This is a genomic window from Streptomyces sp. NPDC048696 (assembly GCF_043198895.1).
GTDB lineage: Bacteria > Actinomycetota > Actinomycetes > Streptomycetales > Streptomycetaceae > Streptomyces.
Window position 1 is genome coordinate 37,347 of sequence record NZ_JBICVJ010000023.1, and the last position, 24,612, is coordinate 61,958.

The following is a 24,612-nucleotide window of genomic DNA, read 5'->3' on the forward strand; positions in this document are numbered from 1 at the left end:
CTCACCCTTTGCTCAGGACTATCACGACCGGGGAGATTCGGCCCACCTGAGCTGGCCGAAGAGGGTGTACGCGGGCGACTGTCATTGAGACCGGAGGGGCGGCGCGCAGCGCCTGAGTGTGGGGCGGTGGTCGGGAGACGGGCGGGCGTACGCTGGGAGCCCCCGGCCCGTGTGACGTGTCGGGTGGTTCGCGTTGCCCACTCCCCGGGATGGATGCCCTTCATGAGCCTGCACGGTCTGCTGGACGCGGTGGTACGAGACCCGGCGCTCGCCGAAGCGGTGAAGGCCGCCACCGACGGCCACCGGATGCACGTCGACCTGGTCGGCCCGCCCGCCGCCCGCCCCTTCGCGGTGGCCGCACTGGCCCGCGAGAGCGGCCGCCCGGTGCTCGCCGTGACCGCGACGGGCCGGGAGGCCGAGGACCTGGCGGCGGCTCTGCGCTCGCTGCTGCCCCCGGACGAGGTCGCGGAGTACCCGTCGTGGGAGACGCTGCCGCACGAGCGCCTTTCTCCCCGCAGCGACACCGTCGGCCGCCGGCTCGCCGTGCTGCGGCGCCTGGCGCACCCCCGGGACGACGACCCGGCGGCGGGCCCGGTGAGCGTGGTGGTCGCGCCGATCCGTTCCGTACTCCAGCCGCAGGTCAAGGGGCTCGGCGACCTGGAGCCGGTGGCGCTGCGCAGTGGGCAGTCGGCGGATCTGAACGAGATCGTGGAGGGGCTTGCGGCGGCCGCGTACTCGCGGGTCGAACTGGTCGAGAAGCGCGGCGAGTTCGCGGTCCGGGGCGGCATCCTGGACGTCTTCCCGCCGACCGAGGAGCACCCGCTGCGCGTGGAGTTCTGGGGCGACGACGTCGAGGAGATCCGGTACTTCAAGATCGCCGACCAGCGGTCCCTCGAAGTCGCCGAGCACGGCCTGTGGGCGCCGCCCTGCCGTGAGCTGCTGCTCACCGACGACGTCCGTACCAGAGCCGCCGCGCTCGCCGAGGCGCATCCGGAGCTGGGCGAACTGCTCGGCAAGATCGCCGAGGGGATCGCGGTCGAGGGCATGGAGTCCCTGGCGCCGGTCCTGGTCGACGACATGGAGCTGCTGCTCGACGTGCTGCCCAAGGGCGCGATGGCGGTGGTGTGCGACCCCGAGCGGGTGCGCACCCGGGCCACCGACCTGGTGGCGACCAGCCAGGAGTTCCTGCAGGCGTCCTGGGCGGCGACGGCCGGGGGCGGGGACGCGCCGATCGACGTCGGCGCGGCCTCGCTGTGGGGCATCGCGGACGTCCGCGACCGGGCCCGTGAGCTCGGCATGATGTGGTGGTCGGTCTCGCCGTTCGCGGCCGACGACACCGATCAGGACGACGAGACCCTCAAGCTCGGCATGCACGCGCCCGAGACCTACCGGGGCGACACCCAGCGCGCGCTCGCCGACACCAAGCAGTGGCTCGCCGACGGCTGGCGTGCGGTGTATGTCACAGAGGGCCACGGCCCGGCGTCCCGGACCGTCGAGGTGCTGGGCGGCGAGGGCATCGCCGCGCGCCTGGACGCGGATCTGGCCGAAATCAGCCCCTCGGTCGTCCATGTCGCCTGCGGCGCCATCGACCACGGCTTCGTCGACGCCGCCCTCAAGCTCGCCGTGCTCACCGAGACCGACCTCACCGGCCAGCGCACCGCCACCAAGGACCTGGGCCGGATGCCGGCCCGGCGCCGCAAGACCATCGACCCGCTCACCCTGGAGGTGGGCGACTACATCGTGCACGAGCAGCACGGCGTGGGCCGCTACCTCGAAATGGTGCAGCGCACCGTGCAGGGCGCCACCCGCGAGTACCTGCTCGTGGAGTACGCGCCCGCCAAGCGCGGCCAGCCCGGCGACCGGCTCTACATCCCCACCGACCAGCTGGAGCAGGTCACCAAGTACGTCGGCGGCGAGGCCCCGACCCTGCACCGGCTCGGCGGCGCCGACTGGACCAAGACCAAGCAGCGCGCCAAGAAGGCGGTCAAGGAGATCGCCGCCGACCTGATCAGGCTGTACTCGGCGCGCATGGCCGCGCCCGGCCACGCCTTCGGCTCGGACACCCCCTGGCAGCGCGAGCTGGAGGACGCGTTCCCGTACGCGGAGACGCCCGACCAGCTCTCCACCATCGCCGAGGTCAAGGAGGACATGGAGAAGACGGTCCCGATGGACCGCCTCGTCTGCGGCGACGTCGGCTACGGCAAGACCGAGATCGCGGTCCGGGCCGCCTTCAAGGCCGTCCAGGACGGCAAGCAGGTCGCGGTCCTGGTGCCCACCACGCTCCTGGTCCAGCAGCACTTCGGCACGTTCTCCGAGCGCTACTCCCAATTCCCGGTCAACGTACGGGCGTTGAGCCGCTTCCAGACGGACACCGAGGCCAAGGCGACCCTGGAGGGGCTGAAGGACGGCGCCGTCGACGTCGTCATCGGCACCCACCGCCTGTTCTCCTCCGAGACCAAGTTCAAGGACCTCGGCCTGGTCATCGTCGACGAGGAGCAGCGCTTCGGCGTGGAGCACAAGGAGCAGCTGAAGAAGCTCCGCGCCAACGTGGACGTGCTCACCATGTCCGCGACCCCCATTCCCCGTACGTTGGAGATGGCGGTCACCGGCATCCGCGAGATGTCGACGATCACCACCCCGCCGGAGGAGCGCCACCCGGTGCTCACCTTCGTGGGGCCCTACGAGGAGAAGCAGATCGGCGCCGCGATCCGGCGCGAGCTGCTGCGCGAGGGCCAGGTCTTCTACATCCACAACCGGGTCGAGTCCATCGACCGGGCGGCCGCGCGGCTGCGCGAGATCGTCCCCGAGGCGCGCATCGCGACCGCCCACGGCCAGATGGGCGAGAGCCAGCTGGAGCAGGTCGTCGTGGACTTCTGGGAGAAGAAGTTCGACGTGCTCGTCTCGACGACGATCGTCGAGTCCGGCATCGACATCTCCAACGCCAACACCCTGATCGTCGAGCGCGGCGACAACTTCGGCCTCTCCCAGCTGCACCAGCTGCGCGGCCGCGTCGGCCGTGGCCGCGAGCGCGGCTACGCCTACTTCCTCTACCCGCCGGAGAAGCCGCTCACCGAGACCGCCCACGAGCGCCTCGCCACCATCGCCCAGCACACCGAGATGGGCGCGGGCATGTACGTGGCGATGAAGGACCTGGAGATCCGCGGCGCCGGCAATCTGCTGGGCGGCGAGCAGTCCGGCCACATCGCGGGCGTCGGCTTCGACCTGTACGTACGGATGGTCGGCGAGGCCGTCGCCGACTACCGGGCCCAGATGGAGGGCGGCGCCGAGGAGGAGGCGCCGCTGGAGGTCAAGATCGAGCTCCCGGTCGACGCGCACGTCCCGCACGACTACGCGCCGGGCGAGCGCCTGCGCCTGCAGGCCTACCGCGCGATCGCCTCGGCCAACTCCGAGGAGGACATCAGGGCGGTACGCGAGGAGCTGACCGACCGGTACGGCAAGCTGCCCGAGCCGGTCGAGAACCTGCTCCTGGTGGCCGGGCTGCGGATGCTGGCGCGGGCCTGCGGGGTCGGCGAGATCGTGCTCCAGGGCTCCAACATCCGCTTCGCGCCGGTGGAGCTGCGCGAGTCCCAGGAGCTGCGCCTGAAGCGGCTCTACCCGCGCACGGTCATCAAGGCGCCCACGCGGCAGATCCTGGTGCCGCGCCCGACGGCGGGCAAGATCGGCGGCAAGCCGGTGGTGGGCCGCGAACTGCTGGCGTGGACCGGGGAGTTCCTCACCACCATTCTGGGGTCGTAGGAATCCGGGCTCCGGGGTCGTAGGGATCACTGGCCGCCCGCGCCGTGCGCGGGCGGTCGCCCTCTCGCGCGCAGTACGCCTACGCGCCGATGTGGCCGCCGGATCGCCGGGTAGGACTTCATAGGATTGCCGGGTTCCGCCAACTCCTGTGAGGACGGCCCGCCGTGTTGCGTACCTATCGAATCGCCCTGCCCGCCGCCCTGCTTTCGGCGGCACTCGCTCTCACCGGCTGCTCCGATTCCAAGAGCTCCGACGCCCAGAAGAACAAGTCCGGCGCGCCCGCTCCCGCCGGGCCCGCCGCGAAGGGGACGGCGCTCGCCGCCGTCGACGCGCTGCCCGTCAAGGGCCGCGCCGCCAAGACCGGCTACTCGCGCGACCAGTTCGGCAAGGGCTGGACCGACACCGACTCCAACGGCTGCGCCACCCGCGAGGACATACTCAAGCGGGACCTGAAGGACGTGAAGCTGAAGAACAAGTGCGATGTCGCGTCCGGCACGCTCACCCAGGACCTGTACACCGGCGACAGCATCAAGTTCGTCCGGGGCGCCAGCAAGGTCGACATCGACCATGTGGTGGCGCTCTCGGACGCCTGGCAGAAGGGCGCACAGCAGTGGGACAAGAAGAAGCGGGTGGCCTTCGCCAATGACCCGCTGAACCTGCTGGCCGTCGACGCGAGCGCGAACCGCCGCAAGAGCGACGGGGACGCGGCGACCTGGCTGCCCACGTTCGCCGGCGGCCGCTGCCCGTATGTGGCCGACCAGGTGGCCGTCAAGATCAAGTACCAGCTGTGGGTGACGGACGCCGAGAAGGCCGCGATGAAGAAGGTGCTCACCGAGTGCCCGCAGCAGAAGGTGCCGACGGGGTGAGGTGCGACGGGCTGACGGCGTGAGGGGGTGAGGGGCCCGGTCCCGCGCGGTCCGGGCATCCGCCTCAGCCCGTCTTCACCCAGTCCTGGCAGCCGAGTTGGCGTGAGACGATGCCCAAGTGTCGATGAGTCAACGTGATGCAGCACTCGTCTTGTGGGACGTGGACCATACTCTTGTGAGTATTGGCGGAGTGAGTCGCGCCATCTACGAAAGCGCCTTCAGCTCAGTTACAGGGCGCCCCCTTCGCCAACTTGCATCAATGGTCGGCCGGACAGAACGCGCCATCATTATCGAGACCCTGAAACTGAATGACGTCGAAGCGTCACAGGCATCCGTTTCAAAGTTCTACACCGCTCTTGGAGCAGCAGCACAGGAGCTGGAAGGGCGTATTCGAGAATCCGGATACGCACTGCCGGGAGCCCTGGAGGCCATCTCGGCACTCCAGGCCGAGCACGTAGTGCAATCAGTCGTGACTGGAAACATTCGACCTATTGCCAAGACGAAGCTGCAAGCATTCGGACTTGCCGACGGTATCGACCTGGATGTAGGCGGTTACGGCGATGACGGAAGTGACCGTGCCGATCTTGTCCGGCTTGCTCGCGAACGAGCAGAGACGAAATATCCAGCCTCCTTTGCCGGTAAGCGAACTTTCGTCATCGGTGACACACCGCATGATATCAAGGGTGCTCACGATGCAGGCGCATTCGCTGTCGGCGTAGCGACCGGAAGCAGTTCCGTGGAGGTGCTTATGGAATCCGGGGCCGATTTGGTACTCGCAGACCTGAGCAATAGGGAAGCGCTGCGTGCCGCAATTCTTGGCCCCCGGGGCATCTAGAAAGGTCAGCCCGGCATCCCGCGCATAGACGTCCGGTATTCTTCCTTGAATGCGGCGACGCTGGACACGCCGCTATAAGGTGTGAGTAGTTCGTCGAATTCCCCAAGACGTTCACTGACGCGCGCCGAACCAATCGTGCGACTGAAATCGAGCGCGTGACGCCCTGTCCGGCATGCCTGTTCAACCTCTCTGTCAAGGAGATAGCACTTGGCGAGCCGCGAAAGGTAGTGGACCTGGTTGCGAACTCTGTTAGGGGCATGAATACCCAAGAGCCCGATCGCGCTGGGAAGTGACATAACTGCTTCCTTGCTCATGCCAAGTTCCAGAAAACAGGCTCCTTCCTGGGCGGCAACCTCAATGGAGTCGACATAGGACACGTAGTGTGGTTCCTCCACGCCGCCTGCCTTATCAAAATCATTTCTTGCCGCTTCCAGTGCTTTCAAGCACGATCTTTCATCCCCCATGGCCGCATATGCCCTGGCCAGCCTGGTTGCGAGGATCGTGCGGGTCAGTGGCGTGAGCTTCCGAGAGTTCAATGCGGCGGCTTCCTGGGCCAGGGAGAGGGCAGAGGCTCGCTGACCTCGATATGTTTCCTGCAAACTCATGTAAGCCAATGCGCTTGCTGCGAGCCCTGGCTCATCTGCCTCACGTCCGACTCGAACAGCCTCCACGAAATAATTTGTGGCGGTGGCGTGACTGTTTGCATCAAGTGCCAGCCAACCCGCCATCTGCCGCCATGACGGCGTAACTGGAACCGGTGCGCCGGTTGACGAGACGGAAGATCTCTTGGAAGTCCCTTGCGGCGCAGGCCTGTCGCATGACCTCGCTCTGTAGAAGCGCGTCGGGGATCGTCAGCGGGTAACCGCTGCGTTGGGTTGCGCGGTCGTCCATGGGCCACCTCGCCGGGACGGAAGTGATCTTCCCAGGGTAGCCCCGGCTCCGTAACGGGGTTCCCCAAATGGGCTTGCGGGGTTCCCCGTTCGCTCTTCCTTCCGGTGCCCTGCCTGCTTGAAGCTCTTCAGGCGGCACGACTCGTGTGCCGAACAGTCAGACCCCCGCGACGCGGCGAACGTCCGGGGGCGTGGCCACCAACCGCATGGAGGCTGACGACAGTGCCCAAAGCTACAACCGGCCCCCTCACGCTGCACCGGCGAGCGGGGGCCGGCGCATGACCGAGGCGGACACCAGCGCCGGACAGTGGGAGTACACGACGTACGCGCCCAAAGGCGAAACGTGCCCCGCGTGCCTGAAGCCGGTCAAGAGCCTTGAGACGTGCCGTCGGGGAATGCCGGCCCGCCGGGAGTCCTCTCCCAGCGTGGCCTACTGGCATACGGCTTGCGCCCCGAAGGAGGCGGGGCAGTGATCCCCATGGACCAGTACAAGAGCGCACTCGCTGAGGCGGAGCACACGGCGGCGTTGCTGAGGGCAGCACTGCGACGCGCCGGGATTCCCGAGCAAGAGGCAGCGCGGGCGCGTCCCCTGGTCACCAACAAGGGGCGCGCGTACGTGGAAATCGGAGCGCTTCCGGTCGGTTCAGCGGTGAAGCTGTTGAACGTGCTTCCGCTGGCTCTGGACGGCAGCCCCGCAGGGTCCACTCGGGCGAGGGAATGACCCCGGCTCACTGAGGACGGCGAATACCATCAAGTCGCCCTTCGGCGGGCGTGGTCGCGGCAACCGCCGCACCACGCCCGCCGATGTGCGTACCGGCCACCCACCAGGCCGGGAACCAGAGACGTGACCGTGCCGAGCGCCCGGTCGCGAGACAGGAACCGGGGATCCTTGCCCAAGCACCGCATATCCAGAAAGCACCGCACCGTGGCGATGGCCGTGGGCGGTGTCGTCCTGCTCGTCGGGGGTGCGCTCACCGCCCAGGCGGCCTCCTCGTCGGGGTCGGGCTCGGGGTCGGGGGCCACGGCCGCCGCCGGTGCCGCCCCCGCCCGGCCGGTGGCGCTCGCCAAGCCCGCCGCCTTCACCGGCCGCGCCTTCGACACCTGCACCGCGCCCACGCTCGCGCAGATGAAGGCGTGGAAGACGGCCTCGCCGTACGGGGCCGCCGCCGTCTACATCGGCGGCAAGAACCGGGGCTGCGCCCAGCCGCAGCTCACCGCCTCCTGGGTGAAGTCGGTCTCGGCGTCCGGCTGGAAGCTGATCCCGCTGTACGTGGGTGCGCAGCCGCCGTGCCGCTCCGGGAGCAACCCGGAGAAGATGACGGCCGCCGACGCCGCCTCGCTGGGCGCGGCCGACGGCGCGGACGCCGCCGCCAAGGCGTCCGCGCTCGGCATGCGCCCGGGCGGCGCGGTCTATCTGGACATGGAGGGCTTCGACACCGCGAACACCTCCTGCAAGCAGACCGTGCTCACCTACACCCGCGCCTGGAACAAGGCCGTGCACGCCAAGGCGTACCGCACCGGCTTCTACGGCTTCGCCTCCTCCAGCGCGGCCGCCGTCGCCGCCGAGTCGCCGGGCACCGACATGCCGGACGCGATCTGGTACGCGGCGTACGACGGCACGGCGTCGACGACCACCGGCTACCCCTTCGGCACGAAGTGGGCGGGCCACCGCCGGGGCCACCAGTACGCGGTGGAGAAGAAGGAGACGTACGGCGGCGTGACGCTCACCGTCGACCACAACGCCTGGGACTCGCTGGTCGCGGTCGTGGCCAAGTAGGACGCGGGAGGAAGCGGCGGGGTTGGGACGGACAGCCGTCCCTGCCCCGCCGCTCACGTATACGGACGACTCAGGGGCGGGCTCCGGCCCGCCGCCTGCGGACGACCGTGAACGCGCCCACCCCGATCAGCCCCGCCAGCGCCGCCGCCCCCGCCGCCGCCCCCGCCTTCAGACCCGGCGGGCGGAAGGCGCAGGAGACGGTGGAGGGGGAGCCCTTGCCCGTCAACTCGACGGAGACCAGGCCGAGATACGACTTCGCGGGCTTCGCCGGACCCCCGTCCGTACCGCACCGCCAGCCCGCGATGCGCGGCATCGCGAACACCGCCGTGCCGCGCGCCCCGGCGGGCAGCGTGGCCCGGACGCCGCTGTCGGTGACCTTCACGTCCGTGGCCCCGGTGGTACGCAGCCGGTCCACCGCCGCCGTCAGCGCGCCCCGGTCCAGGCAGCCGATCCGCGCCTTCTTGTACGCGGGGCGCAGGGTCACCCCGGACGCGGTGCCGGTGGAGAGACCCAGCGGGGCCAGGGCCGCGCGGCGCTTGGGGGCGCCGCCCCGGAACTCGACCCACTTGCCGCCGCCGAGCCGGGCCCACCCGGTGTACTCGGGCGCCCACAGGAACACCTCCTGCCCGGCCGCACACCCCTGGGCGACCGTACGCGGCAGCGTGTACACCCGCGCCCCGAGCAGCATCTCCTGATTCCGGAACGGCGAACTCCCGTACTTCGGGCTCCCGTTGCCGCCCCGCACCGTCACCAGCGGCGGCACCGGGGCGCGGGTGACGGTGGGCGCGTGGCCCTTCTCGGTGTGCACCCGCGCCCCGACCGCGAAGATCGCGTCCGTCACCGGGTTGTCGAGGCTCTGCACGGACCGGCCGCGCGAGGTCCAGCCGCCGCCGAGCGCGGTCATCGTCTTCGTCAGGACGTCCGGGGTGAGGCTGCTGTAGTACGAGGAGCCCTCGCCGCCGATCAGGAGCGGGTCGTTGCCGGTGATCTGGCGCCGGCCCGGGTCGGTGCGGTACGCGGGCCAGCCGTCGGCCCGCGTAACCGCCGCCTCGCGCTGGTCGTGCGCGGTGCCCCAGGCCGGGTAGCTGTCGAGCCGGTGCAGCCGCTCCCGGTCGCCGTACGCCACGGTCACCGCCCCCTGCGCGGTCTGCGCCCCGGCCATCAGCAGCACGGCGGCCAGCACCACGCCCCGGCGCCCCCGGGCACGCGCGGCCAGCAGCAGTGCGCCGAGCGCGGCCACGAGCCCGCCCGCGAACATGGGGTAGGACCAGGCAGAGACGAGGTCGCTGAAGGCCGCGCCGAGCGCGATCACGGCGAGCACCCCGCCGCCGCCGAGCAGCGCGCGCCGTCCGGGCAGCCCGTCGGCGAGGGACAGCCAGGCGGCGATCACCAGGATGCCGCTGAGCACGAACGTCTGGCGGTACGGGCTGCCGTTGGGGGTCTGGAAGGCGTGCCACGCCAGATGCGTCGGCTTCCACTGGAAGGAGAGCGCGACGAGGAGGGCGAGCCCGGTCCAGGCGTACCGCTCCCGGCTCTCCACCCCGGGGTTGAAGGCGAGGGTGCAGGCGAGCAGCAGGGCGCCGGTGCCGAGGAAGAGCGCGGGGCTGGAGAAGCTGTAGGTGGCGGGCAGCCACCGGGCCAGGAAGTCGCTCCACGGGACCGGTGCGAACTCCTTGCTCCAGCCCGGATACGCGTGCTTCGTGCCCAGGAAGACGGTGAACAGGACCGGCGCCGAGAGCCCGATGCCGAGCGCGCTCGACAGGCCCGCGCGCACCAGCGCCCACACCCGTGCGCGTACGTCCGTCTCCTCCAGGAACAGCCGCAGCAGCAGGACCAGACCGGCGCCGATCGTCGCCATGTACGCGGTGTAGAAGTTCGCCGTCCAGGCGAGCGCCACCACGACGGGCCCGGTCAGCCAGTGCCACCGGGTCCGCTTCCTGGCCCACTCGCCGACCAGGCAGAGCATCGGGAAGGCGATCAGACCGTCCAGCCACATCGTGTTGTACGTGGCCTCGACGACCGACCATCCGCACAGCGCGTACGCCGCCCCGAGCACCCCCGCCGCCCAGCGCCGCCCGGCCCCCGGGCGCAGCGCGAGCAGCAGCACGGTCATGGCGACGGCCGCCGCCACCATCTTCAGGACGGTGATCACGTACACCGCGAGGTCGATCTCGTCGCGCGGGAAGACGCCGACGAGCAGGGCGAACGGGCTGCCCAGATACGTACCGACGTCGGGCAGGAACGACGTCCCGTAGCCGGACTGCCAGTTGACCAGGGCGCCGCCGTGGGCGCGGCCGTGCAGCAGGTCCCACAGGTGGGCGTGGAACGGCACGAACTGGTTGCCCAGGTCGTTGACGCTGCGCGTGTGCCGCCCGAAGGGGAAGGTACGGGCGACGGCGTCGGCGGCGCAGACCGCGACCACGGTGATCAGCGCGGCGAGAGCGGCGGCCCGCGCGCGGGGGCGGCCGGGACCCGCGGGCACGGCCGGGGCGGCGGGGGGAAGCTGGACGGCTTCGAGAGTCGGCATCGTCTTCGGGATCCTCTGCTGTTCGCTGCCCTCGAATATGCCGGACCCGTGCACGTAAATCAGCGGTCCAGGGGTTCAGTTCACTTAATCGACGCTCGGCCGTCATTCGGTGAATCCGCCCCCGACGTCTGGCCCCGCTGTTCTTCGTTGACTGCCACAGCCGTACTCCGTATCGACGGGGGAGAACCGTGCTCATCTCGATTGTCGTGCCCTGCTTCAACGAAGAGGAGATCATCGGCCGCTTCCATGATCAGGTGACCAAGGAAATCTCCCGGCTGGACGCGGAATTCGAACTTCTCTATGTCGACGACGGCAGCGCTGACCGCACGTTTCCCCTGCTCCAGGAGATCGCGGCCCGCGATCCGCGCGCCCGCTACGTCTCGTTCAGCCGGAACTTCGGCAAGGAGGCGGCGATGCTCGCCGGGCTGCGGCACGCCACCGGCGACGCCGTGGTGATCATGGACGCCGACCTCCAGCACCCGCCGGAGCTGATCGGCCGCATGATGGAGCTGCACGACCAGGGGCACGACCAGGTGATCGCCCAGCGCACCCGCAAGGGCGACCGCGTCACCCGCACCCTCACCGCGCGCCTGTACTACCGGCTGATCAACCGCCTGGTCGATGTGGAACTGGTCGACGGCGTGGGAGACTTCCGCATGCTCTCGCGCAGGACGGTCGACGCGGTACTCGAACTCACCGAGTACAACCGCTTCTCCAAGGGGCTCTTCGCCTGGGTCGGATTCCCCACCGCCACGTTCGGTTACGAGAATGCGGTGCGTGAGCAGGGACGTTCCGCGTGGACGTTCGGAAAACTGCTGAACTACGGCCTGGACGGGGTGATCTCGTTCAACAACAAGCCGCTGCGGGCCGCCGTCTATCTGGGCATGCTGCTGCTCGGGATCGCCACGGCGTATTCCGCGTGGATCGTCGGTGTCGCCATGGTGAACGGCGTGGACACCCCCGGATATGTGACCCTGCTCGTGGTGGTCACCGCGCTCGCCGGAGTGCAGATGGTCATGCTCGGGGTGGTCGGCGAATATGTCGGCCGTATCTATTACGAGGTCAAGCGCCGTCCGCACTTCCTGGTCCAGGCGACGAACACCGAGGCCCCGGGCACGTCCCCGGCCGTTCCGCAGCAGCCCGACCGCCAGCACCCCGACCGTCAAAACCGGGAGTTCGCCCGCCGATGAAGCCGGGAACCGCCACCCAGATAGTCCGCTTCGCCCTCGTCGGGGTGGTCAACACCGGTGCGTACTACGGGCTCTACCTGCTCTTCCTGCGCTGGGTGCCGTACGTCGCGGCCCATGTCACGGCCTTCCTGCTGGCCATGGTCGGCTCGTTCTTCCTCAACTCGTACTTCACCTACCGCACCCGGCCCACCTGGCGGAAGTTCCTGCTCTTCCCGCTCACCAACGCGGCCAACTTCGTGATCACCACGACCGGGATGTACGTACTGGTCGGCGTGCTGGGGCTGAGCAGCACCTGGGCGCCGCTGATCGCCGCGGCGGCGGCGATTCCGGTCACCTTCGTCCTCTCCCGGACGATCATGCTGCGGCCCGAGACCCCGGCGGCGGCCGAATCGTTGGGCGAACCAGTGGCCCGCGCCACTGAGACTGCCTAACATCGATCACCGCAAGGTCATCAGGTCGCTGCACTGTCGCACGATCCGCCGGGAGGCTCCTTTGCACCGCCGCCGTCGCACCGCACTCGCCGTCTCCGTCGCGCTCCTCGGCGCCGGCCCACTCCTCACCGCCTGCGGCAGCGAGGCCCACCCGGGCGCCGCGGCCGTCGTCGGAGGCGACCGGATCGCCGTCTCCGCGCTCCAGAGCCAGGTCAAGGACGTCCGTACGGCACAGCAGGCCTCGCCGCAGGCCGCCCAGCTGATCAAGAACACCGGCCAGCTCAGCCGGGCCAAGCTGCACGGGCTGATCTTCGACAAGGTCCTCGACCGGGCCGCCGCCGACGCCGGGGTCACGGTCAGCCGCAAGGAGCTCCAGGAAGCCCGGGCCGCGATGGCCCAGCAGGCGGGCGGCGCGAAGGCGTTCGCCGACATGCTCCTCCAGCAGCGCGGTCTCGCCCCCGACCAGATCGACGACGCGGTGCGCGAGCAGGTCCAGCTGACCAAGCTGGCCGCCGCGACCGGCGCGGACCTCGGCACCCCGCAGGGCCAGGCGGCCGTCACCAAGACGCTCGCGGCCGCGTCGAAGGCGCTGAGGATCGACGTCAATCCCCGGTACGGCACCTGGGACGACAAAGCGATCCAGCTCACCGACTACCAGGCGCCGTGGCTCAGCCAGGTCACCAAGACCAAGCCCGACCAGCCGGAACAGGACGCCGCGGTCACCGGGTGACGGGTGGCGGCCGGACGGGTCGGGGTAGGTTCGGGAGGTGACTCTCGAAGAACCCGGCCGCGTCGTCCTGCTCACCGCCAGCCACCGCGTGGCGCCCGGACTGCTGTCCTGGCCCGCGTGGCAGACGCTGCGCGCCGCCGACCGGGTGCTGTGCGCCGACCCCGCGCACCCGCAGCTGCCGTATCTGCGCGAGGCGGGCGTCGAGGTCGTAACGGCCGCGCCCGCCGCGCAGGAGCTGGTCGAGGAGTGCGCCGGGGGGCGGACCGTGGTGGTCCTGCAGTCCGGCGAGGGCGACCGGCGGCTCACCGACGGGCTGGCCCGGCTCGCCGGTTCCGGCCGGGTCTCCATGCCGGACCTGGAGCTGCTGCCCGGCTCGTACGACCTGCCGGGCGCCCGGCTGCTCGACCTCGTCCAGGTCATGGACCGCATCCGCCGCGAGTGCCCGTGGTCGGCGCGGCAGACCCACAAGGGGCTCGCGAAGTACGCGCTTGAGGAGGCGTACGAACTGGTCGAGGCCGTCGAGGACGGTGACCGCGACGAGCTGCGCGAGGAGCTGGGGGACGTGCTCCTCCAGGTCGTCTTCCACGCGCGCATCGCCGAGGAGGACGAGAACGAGCCGTTCTCCGTCGACGACGTGGCCGGGACCATCGTCGAGAAGCTGATCCACCGCCATCCGCACGTCTTCGGCGACGAGAGCGCCGAGACGCCGGAGGAGGTCAAGGAGCACTGGCTGCGGCAGAAGGCGGCGGAGAAGCGGCGCGAGTCGGTGACCGACGGCGTCCCTGTCGGCCAGCCGGGCCTCGCGCTCGCCGCGAAGCTGGCGTCCCGGGTGCGGATGGCGGGCCTGGACGTCCCGCTGCCCACCGGTGAGGGCATCGGCTACCGCCTGCTGGCCCTGGCGGTCGCGGCCGAGGCCGACGGCACGGACCCGGAAGCGGCCCTGCGCGCGGCGGCCCGCGCCTACCGCGACGCGATCCGCACGGCGGAGACGGGCTGACCCGGTGCAGGACCCCACATCATCGATGCCGGAAATGTTCACCTGGGAGTTCGCCACCGACCCCTACCCCGCGTACGGCTGGCTGCGGGAGCACGCGCCGGTGCATCGGACCAAGCTGCCCAGCGGAGTCGAGGCCTGGCTCGTGACGCGGTACGCGGACGCCAAGCAGGCGCTCGCCGACCAGCGGCTCTCCAAGAACCCCGCGCACCACGACGAGCCCGCGCACGCCAAGGGCAAGACGGGCATCCCGGGCGAGCGCAAGGCCGACCTGATGACGCATCTGCTGAACATCGACCCGCCGGACCACACCCGGCTGCGGCGGCTGGTGTCGAAGGCGTTCACTCCCCGTACGGTCGCCGAATTCGCGCCCCGGGTGCAGGAGTTGACGGACGACCTCATCGACCGGTTCGCGGAGCGCGGGGAGGCCGACCTCATCCATGAGTTCGCGTTCCCGCTCCCCATCTACGCGATCTGCGACCTGCTGGGCGTGCCGCGCGAGGACCAGGACGACTTCCGCGACTGGGCGGGCATGATGATCCGCCACGGCGGCGGCCCGCGCGGCGGCGTGGCCCGCTCGGTGAAGAAGATGCGCGGCTATCTGCTGGAGCTCATCCACCGTAAGAGGGAGAACCCGGGCGACGACCTCATCTCGGGGCTGATCCGCGCGAGCGACCACGGCGAGCACCTGACGGAGAACGAGGCCGCCGCGATGGCCTTCATCCTCCTGTTCGCCGGATTCGAGACGACCGTGAACCTCATCGGCAACGGGATGTACGCGCTGCTGCGCAACCCCGGTCAGCGCGAGCGGCTGCAGGCCTCGCTCGCGGCGGGCGAGTCGGACCTGCTGGACACCGGCGTCGAGGAACTGCTGCGCTACGACGGGCCGGTGGAGATGGCCACCTGGCGGTTCGCCACCCGGCCGCTGCGCATCGGGGACCAGGACATCGCGGCGGGCGACCCGGTGCTGGTCGTGCTCGCCTCCGCCGACCGCGACCCGGAGCGCTTCGCCGACCCGGACGCGCTGGACCTCGGCCGACGCGACAACCAGCACCTCGGATACGGGCACGGCATCCACTACTGCCTGGGCGCGCCACTGGCCCGCCTGGAGGCGAGGACCGCGCTCGCGACGTTGCTGCGGCGCCTTCCTGACCTGCGGCTCGGGGCGGATCCTGCCGATTTGCGCTGGCGCGGCGGACTCATCATGCGCGGACTGCGCACGCTCCCGGTCGAGTTCACACCGCCGTCGCACCGCCGGTAACCTGACGGACCGTCAAAACTGTGACTTTCGCGTTATCGCGGGTGCATCGACTTGTGACAAGCGTTCGAGTACGGCTACGTTCACCCCTCGACTCGGCAACCGGTTCACCAACCGGCTCCGCGGTCACCGACGTAGTCACACGGAAGGCCACAGCATGCGCTCCGGGAACGGACGTCACCGACGACCCCGCCAGGCTCCTGCCCTCGTCGTCGCGGCAGGGGTGACGGGCTCCGCCCTCGCCCTCCCGCTCTTCGCGGCGAGCGGCGCGAACGCGGCCTCGGCGACCACCTGGGACCGGGTCGCCGAATGCGAGAGCGGTGGCGCCTGGAGCGCCGACTTCGGCAACGGCCTGTACGGCGGGCTCCAGCTCTCGCAGGAGACGTGGGAGACCTACGGCGGCACGTCGTACGCCGAGCGCCCCGACATGGCCAGCCGCGCGCAGCAGATCGCGGTCGGCGAGAAGGTGCTCGCGGCCAAGGGCCCGAAGGCGTTCACCAGCTGCACCGAGGTCTCCGGGCTCACCAGCGGCGGCGGCACCCCGGCCGTCGACCCGGGCACCACCGCGTCGGCGGCGCCCACGTCCCCCTCCGCCGACGTGCCGTCCGCGCCCGCCAAGACGACTCCGGCGCCCGCCACGCCCTCCGGCTCCGCCTCCACGGCGCCCAAGCCGTCCACGACCCCGTCGACGGGCAAGGACGGCAAGAGCGGCAAGGACGGCAAGACGGGCTCGACGCCGTCGGCGCCCGACAAGACGGCCCCGGCGCCCAGCACGTCCTCCGGCGGCAAGCACCGCGGCACCCCCGACCCGGCCGAGACCGGCGCGCCCGCGACCGCCGGCCCGGGCGGCACCGACGACACCCACGCATCGCAGCCCCGCGCCTCGCGAGGTGACGTCGACTCACGTACGGCGGGCGACGCCACGGCCGCGAACGGCGACTACACCGTCCGCCCCGGCGACAACCTGTGGGACATCTCGCGCTCGCACAAGGTCGAGGGCGGCTGGTCGGCGCTCTACAAGGCGAACGAGAAGACGATCGGCTCCGACCCGGACCTCATCCTGCCCGGCCAGAGCCTTGACCTGAACCTGGCAAAGCCGGACAACCCGGCCATCACCCACGGGTAGTTCAGGGGCGTATGTCCACTTCTGCGCAAGTGAGACATGAGTCTCTTTCCGTCAACTGGCGTGTCCCGTACGTCCGGTACGTGCGGGACGCCCCCGACCTGCGGAAACAGTGGTTACGGGAGGATCGCTACGGGCGTTTTCTCCCCGATGTGCCCCTTTGAACATCAGGGGTTGGTGTGTTTACGGTCGGAGCGCTCGTCACCACGAGCCCCTGCGACCGAAAACGCCGAATCCTGCCGTCGGTCGCCGGGAACAGCCGACGCTTGACGCGCCGTAGGCAGGAGCGGGGGACCCAAGGTAAGTGCCGGGCCCGGCCGTTGAGGGACGTACGCCAGACGGCGCGACGTACGAGACGGCCACGGACCGGCTTGGGGTGAAGCCGCGCGCCAGTACGCGCGGCCGGGCAGCTCACGCCCGAACCCGACAGCTCACCTCGCAGGCGTCGGTGAGGAGACACTCCATGCTGCTTTCCGGCAAGGGCAAGCACCGCCGCCCCAGCAAGGCCACCCGTATCGCCACGCTCGCCGGTGTCACCGGCGCCGCCGTCGCCGCCCCGCTGATGGCGACCGGCTCGGCCTCCGCCGCCTCCGTCGCCACCTGGGACGCGGTCGCCCAGTGCGAGTCCGGCGGCAACTGGTCCACCAACACCGGCAACGGCTACTACGGCGGCCTGCAGTTCTCGCAGTCGTCCTGGGCGGCCGCCGGCGGCACCCAGTACGCCTCGCGCGCCGACCTGGCCACCAAGGGCCAGCAGATAGCCACCGCCGAGAAGCTGCTCGCGATGCAGGGCCCGGGTGCCTGGTCCTGCGCGGGCGCGGGCAACCTGACGTCCGGCGGCGCGTCCCCGAACGTCGACACCTCGGGCTCGCACTCCTCCTCGTCCTCGAAGCCGGCCGCGCCGAAGAAGGCCGCGCCCAAGGCCGCCCCGGCCCCGCAGCGCGAGTCGGCCCCCGCCTCCCGCGGCGAGTCCCGCCCGGCGCCGGTCCAGACCGGCGACGGCGAGTACAAGGTGAAGTCCGGCGACACCCTCGGCTCCATCGCCGCCGCGCACGGCGTCAAGGGCGGCTGGCAGAAGCTGTTCGAGCTGAACAAGGACGTCGTCAAGGACGCGAACCTGATCTACCCGGGCCAGCAGCTGCACCTGGCGTAAGCGGTCGCCCGCGCCCCTGGGGAGGGCCCGAAGGGCCCACCAAGGGGCGCGGGGCTGTGACATTGTGCGGCTCCGCCGCGTGGGCGCGACCAGCCACAACGGACCCGCACCGAACGCGCAGCGAACCGCCCCGCACCGAAGGTGCAGCGAACCCGCTCAGCTGAAAGCTGAACCGGGGCTGCGGGGCGAGCCCCGCACAAAACCCCGCCCCCGCGCGCATCCCCCGTCGCGCGGGGGCGGGGCTTTGTTCCGTTCAGAAACATTTCGCCCCCCGTTTCGTCCCACGGGCCGGTCGGTCGGCTGGCCGATGGCCGGGAGGCGGCTAGGCTCAGGGGTGCCGGACCACGCGGCCCGGTCGTATTCGCGTCACATCCCAGAAGGAGATGCTCGTGCCGTCCATCGACGTCGTCGTAGCCCGGGAAATCCTGGACTCCCGAGGCAACCCCACGGTCGAGGTCGAGGTCGGCCTCGACGACGGCAGCACCGGCCGTGCCGCCGTCCCCTCGGGTGCCTCCACCGGTGCCTTCGAGGCCATCGAACTGCGTGACGGTGACCCCAACCGTTACCAGGGCAAGGGCGTCGAGAAGGCCGTCCTCGCCGTGATCGAGCAGATCGGCCCGGAGCTCGTCGGCTACGACGCCACCGAGCAGCGCCTGATCGACCAGGCGATGTTCGACCTGGACGCCACGGACAACAAGGGCTCGCTGGGCGCCAACGCCATCCTCGGCGTCTCGCTCGCCGTCGCGCACGCCGCCTCCGAGGCCAGCGACCTGCCGCTGTTCCGCTACCTCGGTGGCCCGAACGCGCACCTGCTGCCGGTCCCGATGATGAACATCCTCAACGGTGGGTCGCACGCCGACTCCAACGTCGACATCCAGGAGTTCATGATCGCCCCGATCGGCGCGGAGTCCTTCTCCGAGGCCCTTCGCTGGGGTGCCGAGGTCTACCACACCCTCAAGAAGGTCCTGAAGAACAAGGGCCTCTCCACGGGTCTGGGCGACGAGGGCGGCTTCGCCCCGAACCTGGAGTCCAACCGCGCCGCCCTGGACCTCATCCTTGAGGCCATCAAGGAGGCCGGTTACGTCCCGGGCAAGGACATCGCGCTGGCGCTCGACGTCGCCGCGTCCGAGTTCTACAAGGACGGCAAGTACGAGTTCGAGGGCAAGTCCCGCTCGGCCGCCGAGATGACCGAGTACTACGAGGAGCTCGTCTCCGCGTACCCGCTGGTCTCCATCGAGGACCCGCTGTACGAGGACGACTGGGCCGGCTGGAACACCATCACCTCGCGCCTGGGCGCCAAGGTCCAGATCGTCGGCGACGACCTGTTCGTCACCAACCCGGAGCGACTGGCCCGCGGCATCGAGGAGGGCTCCGCCAACGCCCTGCTCGTCAAGGTCAACCAGATCGGCTCGCTGACCGAGACCCTGGACGCCGTCGAGCTGGCCCAGCGCAACGGCTTCAAGTGCATGATGTCCCACCGCTCCGGCGAGACCGAGGACGTCACCATCGCCGACCTCGCGGTCGCGGTGAACTGCGGTCAGATCAAGACCGGCGCCCCGGCCCGCTCGGACCGCGTCGCCAAGTACAACCAGCTGCTGCGCATCGAGGAGATCCTCGACGACGCGGCGGTGTACGCGGGCCGCAGCGCGTTCCCGCGCTTCAAGGGCTGAGCAGTCCCTGACGCGGACCGACCAGTCCCTGATGTGGGCTGAGCAGTCCTGACATGGGCTGACCGCCCTGTCGTACGTACGTCCCCGGCCGCGGTCCCGTACCGTGTCCGGGGACGTTGTACGTACGTGACGGGAGCGGGGCGAATGGCCAAGGGCAACCGGGACCGGTTCTCCACCGCGGCCCGGCTCAAGGTGCTCGGCGAGCAGACCGCCGCCCGGGTCTACCGTTCCCAGACCAAGCGTCAGGCCCGCCGCTCCCGGCTCACCGGCCGGGCCGCGCTGCTCGCCCTGGTGATGTGCTCGCTGGTGGTGGCGCTCGCGTACCCGATGCGGCAGTACGTGTCCCAGCGCGGCGACATCACCGAGCAGCGCCGCAAGGAGCGCGAGGCGGCCGCGCAGGTCGAGCGGCTGCGCGACGAGAAGGCGCGGCTCCAGGACGACGCGTACATCAAGCGGCTCGCCCGCGAGCATCTGCACATGCAGTTCCCGGGCGAGACCGGCTACACCGTGCCCGACCCGGCGGCCGGCAAGGAGCGCCGCGACGGCAAGGCCGCGACCGGCCGCGCCTGGCACTCGAACCTCTGGGACGGCGTGGACAAGGCCGACCGCCCGGCCGACTGACCCGGCCGTCGAGGCCCGGCGCCGCCCCCTCTGAAGTCCAGCGGTAGACAGAGACAGACAAGAGACAGAAGAAATCCAGATGCTTACCCCTCCGCCCCAGACGCCGAGCACCGAGCCGACCGCCGCGGACATCGCCGCGTTCGAGGAGCAGCTGGGCCGCCCGCCGCGCGGTCTGCGCGCGATCGCGCACCGCTGCCCTTGCGGCAACCCGGACGTGGTCGAGACGGCCCCCCGGCTGCCCGACGGCACGCCGTTCCCGACGACGTACTACCTGACCTGCCCACGCGCGGCGTCGGCGATCGGCACCCTGGAAGCCAACGGCGTCATGAAGGACATGACGGAGCGTCTGGCGGCCGACCCCGAGCTGGCCGCGGCCTACCGCGCCGCCCACGAGGACTACATCGCGCGCCGAGACGCCATCGAGGTCCTGGAGGGCTTCCCGAGCGCGGGCGGCATGCCGGACCGGGTCAAGTGCCTGCACGTCCTGGTCGGCCACTCGCTGGTGGCCGGGCCCGGGGTGAACCCGCTGGGCGACGAGGCCATCGCGATGCTGCCCGAGTGGTGGGCGAAGGGTCCGTGCGTGACGCCGTGCACGGAGAAGTCCGAGGCGGGCGAGCCCCAGGCGGGGGAGTCGGCGAAGTGACGACGACCCGGGTCGCCGCGATCGACTGCGGCACGAACTCGATCCGCCTGCTGGTCGCCGACGTCGACCCCACGACGGGCGAACTGGCCGAGCTGGACCGCCGGATGACGATCGTGCGCCTGGGCCAGGGCGTCGACCGCACCGGCCGCCTCGCCCCCGAGGCCCTGGAACGCACCTTCGCGGCCTGCCGCGAGTACGCGGCGGTCATCAAGGAACTCGGCGCCGAGCGCCTGCGTTTCGTGGCCACCTCCGCGTCCCGCGACGCGGAGAACCGCGACGAGTTCGTCGCGGGCGTCCTGGACATCCTGGGCGTCGAGCCCGAGGTGATCACCGGCGACCAGGAGGCCGAGTTCTCCTTCACCGGCGCGACCAAGGAGCTGCACGGCGACGGGGACTACCTGGTGGTCGACATCGGCGGCGGCTCCACGGAGTTCGTCGTCGGCTCGCGGCACGTCCGGGCGGCCCGCTCCGTCGACGTCGGCTGCGTCCGGATGACCGAGCGCCACCACCCCGGCGACCCGGCCACGCCCGAGCAGATCGCGGCGATAAGGGCGGACGTGGAGGCCGCGCTGGACCTCGCCGAGCAGACGGTCCCGCTGCGCGAGCCGCGCACCCTGGTGGGCCTGGCGGGCTCGGTGACGACGGTGGCGGCCATCGCCCTCGACCTCCCCGCGTACGACTCCACGGCGATCCACCACGCCCGCGTCTCCTACGCGCGCGTGAAGGAGGTGACGGACAGCCTCCTCGCCTCCACCCATGCGGAGCGCGAGACGATCCCGGTCCTGCACCCGGGCCGCATCGACGTCATCGCGGCGGGCGCCCTGGTCCTGCTCGCGGTCATGGAGCGCACGGGCGCGGACGAGGTCGTGGTCAGCGAGCACGACATCCTGGATGGCATTGCATGGAGCTGCACGAACGACGGCGAGTGAGTGTCACTTCGCAGGCGATGCTCGATGGCATTGCATGGAGCTGCACGAACGACGGCGAGTGAGTGTCACTTCGCAGGCGATGCTCGACGGAATCGCCTGGTCGGTCGCCTGAGAAGGCCGCTGGAGGTTCAGTAGTCCTTGCGTATCCGGGCGTCGTACTCGGCCTGCGGGCGGAGGCCGACGTCGGCGCGCCGCGCGTCCAGCTTGTCCGGATCGGCGACGGGGTGTGGGCGTAGTCCCTGCTCATCGGTGACGTATTGCGTGCCGTAGAGCTGGGGCTCGCCCCGGTGAACGAGGCAGCGGTCGGTGAGGTACGCGAGGTGACGGGGCTCGGCCTCGCCTCGTAAGACGGCATCGCGGAGGAGCGCGAGAGCGTGTTGCTGGTAGTCGGGGTCGGCGTCGGCATGCTGCACGAGCAGCCACGCGGCGTCGGCGGCCTCCTCTCCTACGAGAGTCCGGCCGGGCCAGCCGTATTCGGCGGTGATCCGTTTGAGCGCGGTGGTGTTCTCGGCGTCCACGGTGCGCATGCCGTCGAGGTCCGGCGCGACGAGGCCGTGCTCGCGTACGCCGCGCGCGTGCTGGTCGGCCGCTTTGCGACGTAGTAGCTCGTCGGCCAGATCCGGGCGCCGACCGGTCATGACGTGCCGTCCGGTTCTACGGCGCCGAGGGTGGCCTTACATGTGCGGGTGAGCATGAATTTCGCATACGCGGCTTGCATCCATGCGGCCGGATCGGCAGCGCCGTCTCGTAGGGCCCACCGGCCCGCTCGGTCCCGCGCCCACCACCGTGGCACCAGCGCGTGTCGGGGTGTCCGTGCGACAGGCGTGCGCCAGCGGGAGTCGGGGTCGGTCACCTCGTCGGCCAGCCGTTGAGCGGGTTGCTCCCAGTTCATCGCGGGCCTTCCTGGCCGTAGGCGGGGGTGCCCGCGGGTTGCTGCGTCTCGTCCTGGGGATGACCATGTTGAGCCTGATCAGCGGCGGTGCCTGGTTGGTGTTCCCGGGTACGGTCCAGCACAACGTCCCGGCCCCCGAGCCGTCGGACCTCCATCGCGCCTGCGCCGGTGGTCGGCGCGACACCCGCCACGAGCCGCGCCGCCCGTGGTGATCCCGGGACGCACCGGGGGCACTGGCACGGTGGCCACTGGCTCGTGAGCAGCGGCGCGAGCGGAGCCACGCTCGGGAGCACCCGCTGCGGCCCCCAAGTCTGTCCGCCGTCACGCGAAACCCGCAGTGTCAGCAGCGCATGCGGCTCCGGCCACCCGGGCCCGGTCACAGCCGCCCGCCGCTGCGGTCCCACCGCACCCCCGAGTACTCGTGGAAATGGTCCCCGGCATGGTCGCTGCCCAGCGTGCAGTTCCGGGCTGCACTGCCAGGCGTCGGCTCCCAGCACAACCCCAGCCCCCGGGGCCCCGCTTCCTCCAGCATGCGCGTTTGCCGTGTGGCCCGGTCCGTAGCGTTCACCGGCTCATCACCACGCCGTGAACGACGTACGGGGCCATGTCGAAGCCGTGGAGTGCGCGCAGCAACACTCGCCGCCGGGAGGCTTGTCCGTGCTCCTTCTTCCGTTGCCCGAGGGCCACCAGATTCGGGCGCGCAAGCGCGCCGTCCTCACCTCGCAACACTGCCACCCGCAGGTCCGCCCGCACGCGCAGCAAGGGCAGTGTCGGTGAGTCGCGGTCCACCACGATCGGAGGCCCGGCAGCCGCCCGGTGACGGCCCGGCACGGGCCGCAGAATCCGCAACAGCAGTTCGAAGGCACGGGCGATACAGTGCGGCATGTCGACGCTCCAATCGGCGTTGGCCATGCCCCCGGACCGGTCGCACGGTCGCGGGGGTACTGACTGGACGTCAGCCTGTCGACCTGCAACGCGGTGCAGTTGCACCAAACTGTGCAACTCCTCGCCCCGGGGTCTGCTAGATCCCTACCCACTCCGCGTACTGCGCCAGTGAGCTGTTGCGAGCCCGTTCCCGCCGTTTGAGGGCCAGCACGCTTTCCCGCACGGTGGGGTGATAGCGCGTCTGCTGCGGTGCGATGCGCCGGGCCTGTTGCAAGCAGTCGAGTGCCTGCTCCGGGTGGCCTGCCCAGGCATGTGCCCGCCCGAGGTCCATCCAGTGGTGACCGGCTCTTGAGCGGGTCCAGCCGCGCGGAATGCGTACGTCGTTGGCAAGCTCGACGGCGCGCCCGAAGTCGTCCATCTCGGAAGCGATGGCCACAGCGTGGACTCCGACGTTCGTCGGCCCCCACGTCACGCCGAAGTCAGGCAACTCGCCCGTGGTCCGGGCCAGAGCGTGAGCCTCGGCCAGGCGGGAATCAGCGTGCTCCCGGTCCTTCATCCGTCCCGCGAGCACCGCAGCCCGCAGGTGCATCACGCCCCGCATGGCCTCAATGCCGGCTGGGCGACGCGCGTCCTGGCCTTCCAGATCCCGCAGCGCACGGTCGATCACTCGCATCCCCACGTCGTACCGGCCGGACGACATCGACGTCTGGGCGCGCAGGTAGGCATGCATGGCGGCGAGGCCTGGCTCATCGGCGCGCGGCGCGGTCCACGCCAGCCGGTCCAGTGCGACGGTGGCGAGGTCGATATAGCCGAAGTTCCACGCCACGGTGAAGACGCAACGGAATGTCCCCGCCAGGCACTCGTAAGCCAGTCGCTGCTCGTTTCCGGCGGTGGTGTGCACCGCGTGCACCGACTCGTCGATCAATGCTGGTAGGTCACGCACCATGTCCGTGTACTGCGCCTGACGACGTTGGACGAGGGCCTGCTGGACATCGGCCCGGATCAATGCGGCCGGACGCGGTGCGCTGTCCCAGTCGAGAGCGATATCCCAGTTCTCCAGACCCTCCCGGATGGGCTGGATCAACGCGTCCATGCGGTCGCGGCGCAGCTCTTCGGCATAGGGCTGGCCCAGCAGATCGGACGTCGTGACACCCAGTGCGCGGGCACAGGCGGAGACGAGTGCCGGAAAGGCCGGCTGCTGCCCGCACTCGGCTTTCGACAGCAGCGACTTGGAGACGCTGGCGCGCATCGCCAGCCCCTGCTGCGTCAGGCCACGCTGTTTCCGAATCCGGGCGATCCGGGTACCGGTGTGCTCTTCGACGCTCTGCGGCACGATGAACTCCCATCTGCGGCAACACTCCGACGGTACCCCCGGCACAAGAAGGGGGAGCACGACCTGAGACAGTCCGGGCACCGACCCGGGCCGGAGCCGAGTCGCCCCT

Annotated in this window: 22 protein-coding genes and 1 riboswitch; of the genes, 16 read left to right on the top strand and 6 right to left on the bottom strand. The window is 70.5% G+C overall.

Annotated elements, in window-relative coordinates; translation table 11 throughout:
- Positions 1-222: 222 nt before the first annotated feature.
- The 3 genes from mfd (at position 223) to ACGFRG_RS33105 (ending at position 5,457) form a co-directional block, all read left to right on the top strand.
- Positions 223-3,756, top strand: coding sequence for a transcription-repair coupling factor (gene mfd / locus ACGFRG_RS33095; RefSeq protein ID WP_361427497.1), 3,534 nt, complete (start codon positions 223-225; stop codon positions 3,754-3,756).
- A 167-nt stretch (positions 3,757-3,923) separates the two neighbouring features.
- On the top strand, positions 3,924-4,622 hold the full coding sequence (locus tag ACGFRG_RS33100; RefSeq protein ID WP_361427500.1) for an HNH endonuclease family protein: 699 nt from the start codon (positions 3,924-3,926) through the stop codon (positions 4,620-4,622).
- A 124-nt stretch (positions 4,623-4,746) separates the two neighbouring features.
- Positions 4,747-5,457 (top strand): HAD family hydrolase, encoded by a 711-nt coding sequence (locus ACGFRG_RS33105; RefSeq protein WP_393270023.1) that lies wholly within the window; start codon positions 4,747-4,749, stop codon positions 5,455-5,457.
- Between the two features lie 5 nt (positions 5,458-5,462).
- On the opposite strand, the gene ACGFRG_RS33110 is transcribed toward ACGFRG_RS33105, so the two are convergent.
- Positions 5,463-6,185 carry a hypothetical protein gene (locus ACGFRG_RS33110; protein ID WP_393269952.1) on the bottom strand — a complete coding sequence of 241 codons (723 nt, stop codon included), beginning with the start codon at positions 6,183-6,185 and terminating at the stop codon, positions 5,463-5,465.
- Positions 6,163-6,348 (bottom strand): hypothetical protein, encoded by a 186-nt coding sequence (locus ACGFRG_RS33115; RefSeq protein WP_393269955.1) that lies wholly within the window; start codon positions 6,346-6,348, stop codon positions 6,163-6,165. Before ACGFRG_RS33115 ends, ACGFRG_RS33110 begins: the two co-directional genes overlap by 23 nt.
- A gap of 888 nt (positions 6,349-7,236) precedes the next feature.
- Here ACGFRG_RS33115 and ACGFRG_RS33120 point away from each other — a divergent pair.
- Positions 7,237-8,124 carry a glycoside hydrolase domain-containing protein gene (locus ACGFRG_RS33120; RefSeq protein WP_393269958.1) on the top strand — a complete coding sequence of 296 codons (888 nt, stop codon included), beginning with the start codon at positions 7,237-7,239 and terminating at the stop codon, positions 8,122-8,124.
- Between the two features lie 70 nt (positions 8,125-8,194).
- Here the strand turns inward: ACGFRG_RS33120 and ACGFRG_RS33125 are convergent, their stop codons facing one another.
- A complete protein-coding gene (locus ACGFRG_RS33125) occupies positions 8,195-10,651 on the bottom strand; it encodes a YfhO family protein (RefSeq protein WP_393269960.1) in 2,457 nt (818 codons plus the stop codon).
- 188 nt (positions 10,652-10,839) lie between these two features.
- On the opposite strand from ACGFRG_RS33125, the gene ACGFRG_RS33130 reads away from it, so the two are divergent.
- The 11 genes from ACGFRG_RS33130 to ACGFRG_RS33180 all read left to right on the top strand — a co-directional run bounded on the left by ACGFRG_RS33130 (position 10,840) and on the right by ACGFRG_RS33180 (position 21,393).
- Positions 10,840-11,841: a glycosyltransferase family 2 protein gene (locus ACGFRG_RS33130; RefSeq protein WP_361427512.1), complete on the top strand. Its 1,002-nt coding sequence runs from the start codon at positions 10,840-10,842 to the stop codon at positions 11,839-11,841.
- Entirely contained in the window at positions 11,838-12,272 is a 435-nt protein-coding gene (locus ACGFRG_RS33135; protein WP_393269964.1) for a GtrA family protein, read from the top strand. The genes ACGFRG_RS33130 and ACGFRG_RS33135 overlap by 4 nt, the downstream gene beginning before the upstream one ends.
- A gap of 61 nt (positions 12,273-12,333) precedes the next feature.
- A complete protein-coding gene (locus ACGFRG_RS33140) occupies positions 12,334-13,002 on the top strand; it encodes a SurA N-terminal domain-containing protein (protein WP_393269967.1) in 669 nt (222 codons plus the stop codon).
- Positions 13,003-13,039: 37 nt separating this feature from the next.
- Positions 13,040-13,999 carry a nucleoside triphosphate pyrophosphohydrolase gene (locus tag ACGFRG_RS33145; RefSeq protein WP_361427521.1) on the top strand — a complete coding sequence of 320 codons (960 nt, stop codon included), beginning with the start codon at positions 13,040-13,042 and terminating at the stop codon, positions 13,997-13,999.
- Positions 14,000-14,024: 25 nt separating this feature from the next.
- Complete coding sequence (locus ACGFRG_RS33150) at positions 14,025-15,257, top strand: cytochrome P450 (RefSeq protein WP_361427523.1); 1,233 nt, start codon at positions 14,025-14,027, stop codon at positions 15,255-15,257.
- 220 nt (positions 15,258-15,477) lie between these two features.
- Positions 15,478-16,380 (top strand): transglycosylase family protein, encoded by a 903-nt coding sequence (locus tag ACGFRG_RS33155; RefSeq protein ID WP_393269971.1) that lies wholly within the window; start codon positions 15,478-15,480, stop codon positions 16,378-16,380.
- Between the two features lie 259 nt (positions 16,381-16,639).
- Positions 16,640-16,837: riboswitch (cyclic di-AMP (ydaO/yuaA leader) on the top strand.
- Positions 16,838-16,840: 3 nt separating this feature from the next.
- Positions 16,841-17,530, top strand: coding sequence for a transglycosylase family protein (locus ACGFRG_RS33160; RefSeq protein ID WP_393269974.1), 690 nt, complete (start codon positions 16,841-16,843; stop codon positions 17,528-17,530).
- A gap of 383 nt (positions 17,531-17,913) precedes the next feature.
- On the top strand, positions 17,914-19,200 hold the full coding sequence (eno, locus tag ACGFRG_RS33165) for a phosphopyruvate hydratase (protein ID WP_361427532.1): 1,287 nt from the start codon (positions 17,914-17,916) through the stop codon (positions 19,198-19,200).
- A gap of 144 nt (positions 19,201-19,344) precedes the next feature.
- Positions 19,345-19,821 (top strand): septum formation initiator family protein, encoded by a 477-nt coding sequence (locus tag ACGFRG_RS33170; protein WP_361427535.1) that lies wholly within the window; start codon positions 19,345-19,347, stop codon positions 19,819-19,821.
- A 79-nt stretch (positions 19,822-19,900) separates the two neighbouring features.
- Positions 19,901-20,464 carry a DUF501 domain-containing protein gene (locus tag ACGFRG_RS33175; protein WP_361427538.1) on the top strand — a complete coding sequence of 188 codons (564 nt, stop codon included), beginning with the start codon at positions 19,901-19,903 and terminating at the stop codon, positions 20,462-20,464.
- Complete coding sequence (locus ACGFRG_RS33180) at positions 20,461-21,393, top strand: exopolyphosphatase (protein WP_393269979.1); 933 nt, start codon at positions 20,461-20,463, stop codon at positions 21,391-21,393. The genes ACGFRG_RS33175 and ACGFRG_RS33180 overlap by 4 nt, the downstream gene beginning before the upstream one ends.
- A 128-nt stretch (positions 21,394-21,521) precedes the next feature.
- Here the strand turns inward: ACGFRG_RS33180 and ACGFRG_RS33185 are convergent, their stop codons facing one another.
- Positions 21,522-22,031, bottom strand: a complete 510-nt coding sequence (locus tag ACGFRG_RS33185) for a DUF6624 domain-containing protein (protein WP_393269981.1) — start codon at positions 22,029-22,031, stop codon at positions 21,522-21,524.
- A 313-nt stretch (positions 22,032-22,344) separates the two neighbouring features.
- On the opposite strand from ACGFRG_RS33185, the gene ACGFRG_RS33190 reads away from it, so the two are divergent.
- Entirely contained in the window at positions 22,345-22,497 is a 153-nt protein-coding gene (locus ACGFRG_RS33190; RefSeq protein ID WP_361427546.1) for a hypothetical protein, read from the top strand.
- Between the two features lie 352 nt (positions 22,498-22,849).
- On the opposite strand, the gene ACGFRG_RS33195 is transcribed toward ACGFRG_RS33190, so the two are convergent.
- Positions 22,850-23,197, bottom strand: a complete 348-nt coding sequence (locus ACGFRG_RS33195) for a hypothetical protein (RefSeq protein ID WP_361427549.1) — start codon at positions 23,195-23,197, stop codon at positions 22,850-22,852.
- Between the two features lie 109 nt (positions 23,198-23,306).
- On the bottom strand, positions 23,307-24,503 hold the full coding sequence (locus ACGFRG_RS33200) for a helix-turn-helix domain-containing protein (RefSeq protein WP_393269985.1): 1,197 nt from the start codon (positions 24,501-24,503) through the stop codon (positions 23,307-23,309).
- Positions 24,504-24,612 lie beyond the last annotated feature (109 nt).

What these genes read in the sequence shown, in the direction of transcription:
- mfd (WP_361427497.1), top strand. Translation starts at nt 223, where the DNA reads ATGAGCCTGCACGGTCTGCTGGACGCGGTGGTACGAGACCCGGCGCTC.
- ACGFRG_RS33105 (WP_393270023.1), top strand. Translation starts at nt 4,747, where the DNA reads ATGAGTCAACGTGATGCAGCACTCGTCTTGTGGGACGTGGACCATACT.
- ACGFRG_RS33110 (WP_393269952.1), bottom strand. Translation starts at nt 6,185, where the DNA reads ATGGCGGGTTGGCTGGCACTTGATGCAAACAGTCACGCCACCGCCACA.
- ACGFRG_RS33115 (WP_393269955.1), bottom strand. Translation starts at nt 6,348, where the DNA reads ATGGACGACCGCGCAACCCAACGCAGCGGTTACCCGCTGACGATCCCC.
- ACGFRG_RS33125 (WP_393269960.1), bottom strand. Translation starts at nt 10,651, where the DNA reads ATGCCGACTCTCGAAGCCGTCCAGCTTCCCCCCGCCGCCCCGGCCGTG.
- ACGFRG_RS33135 (WP_393269964.1), top strand. Translation starts at nt 11,838, where the DNA reads ATGAAGCCGGGAACCGCCACCCAGATAGTCCGCTTCGCCCTCGTCGGG.
- ACGFRG_RS33150 (WP_361427523.1), top strand. Translation starts at nt 14,025, where the DNA reads ATGCCGGAAATGTTCACCTGGGAGTTCGCCACCGACCCCTACCCCGCG.
- ACGFRG_RS33160 (WP_393269974.1), top strand. Translation starts at nt 16,841, where the DNA reads ATGCTGCTTTCCGGCAAGGGCAAGCACCGCCGCCCCAGCAAGGCCACC.
- eno (WP_361427532.1), top strand. Translation starts at nt 17,914, where the DNA reads ATGCTCGTGCCGTCCATCGACGTCGTCGTAGCCCGGGAAATCCTGGAC.
- ACGFRG_RS33170 (WP_361427535.1), top strand. Translation starts at nt 19,345, where the DNA reads ATGGCCAAGGGCAACCGGGACCGGTTCTCCACCGCGGCCCGGCTCAAG.
- ACGFRG_RS33175 (WP_361427538.1), top strand. Translation starts at nt 19,901, where the DNA reads ATGCTTACCCCTCCGCCCCAGACGCCGAGCACCGAGCCGACCGCCGCG.
- ACGFRG_RS33185 (WP_393269981.1), bottom strand. Translation starts at nt 22,031, where the DNA reads ATGACCGGTCGGCGCCCGGATCTGGCCGACGAGCTACTACGTCGCAAA.
- ACGFRG_RS33190 (WP_361427546.1), top strand. Translation starts at nt 22,345, where the DNA reads ATGACCATGTTGAGCCTGATCAGCGGCGGTGCCTGGTTGGTGTTCCCG.
- ACGFRG_RS33195 (WP_361427549.1), bottom strand. Translation starts at nt 23,197, where the DNA reads ATGGCCAACGCCGATTGGAGCGTCGACATGCCGCACTGTATCGCCCGT.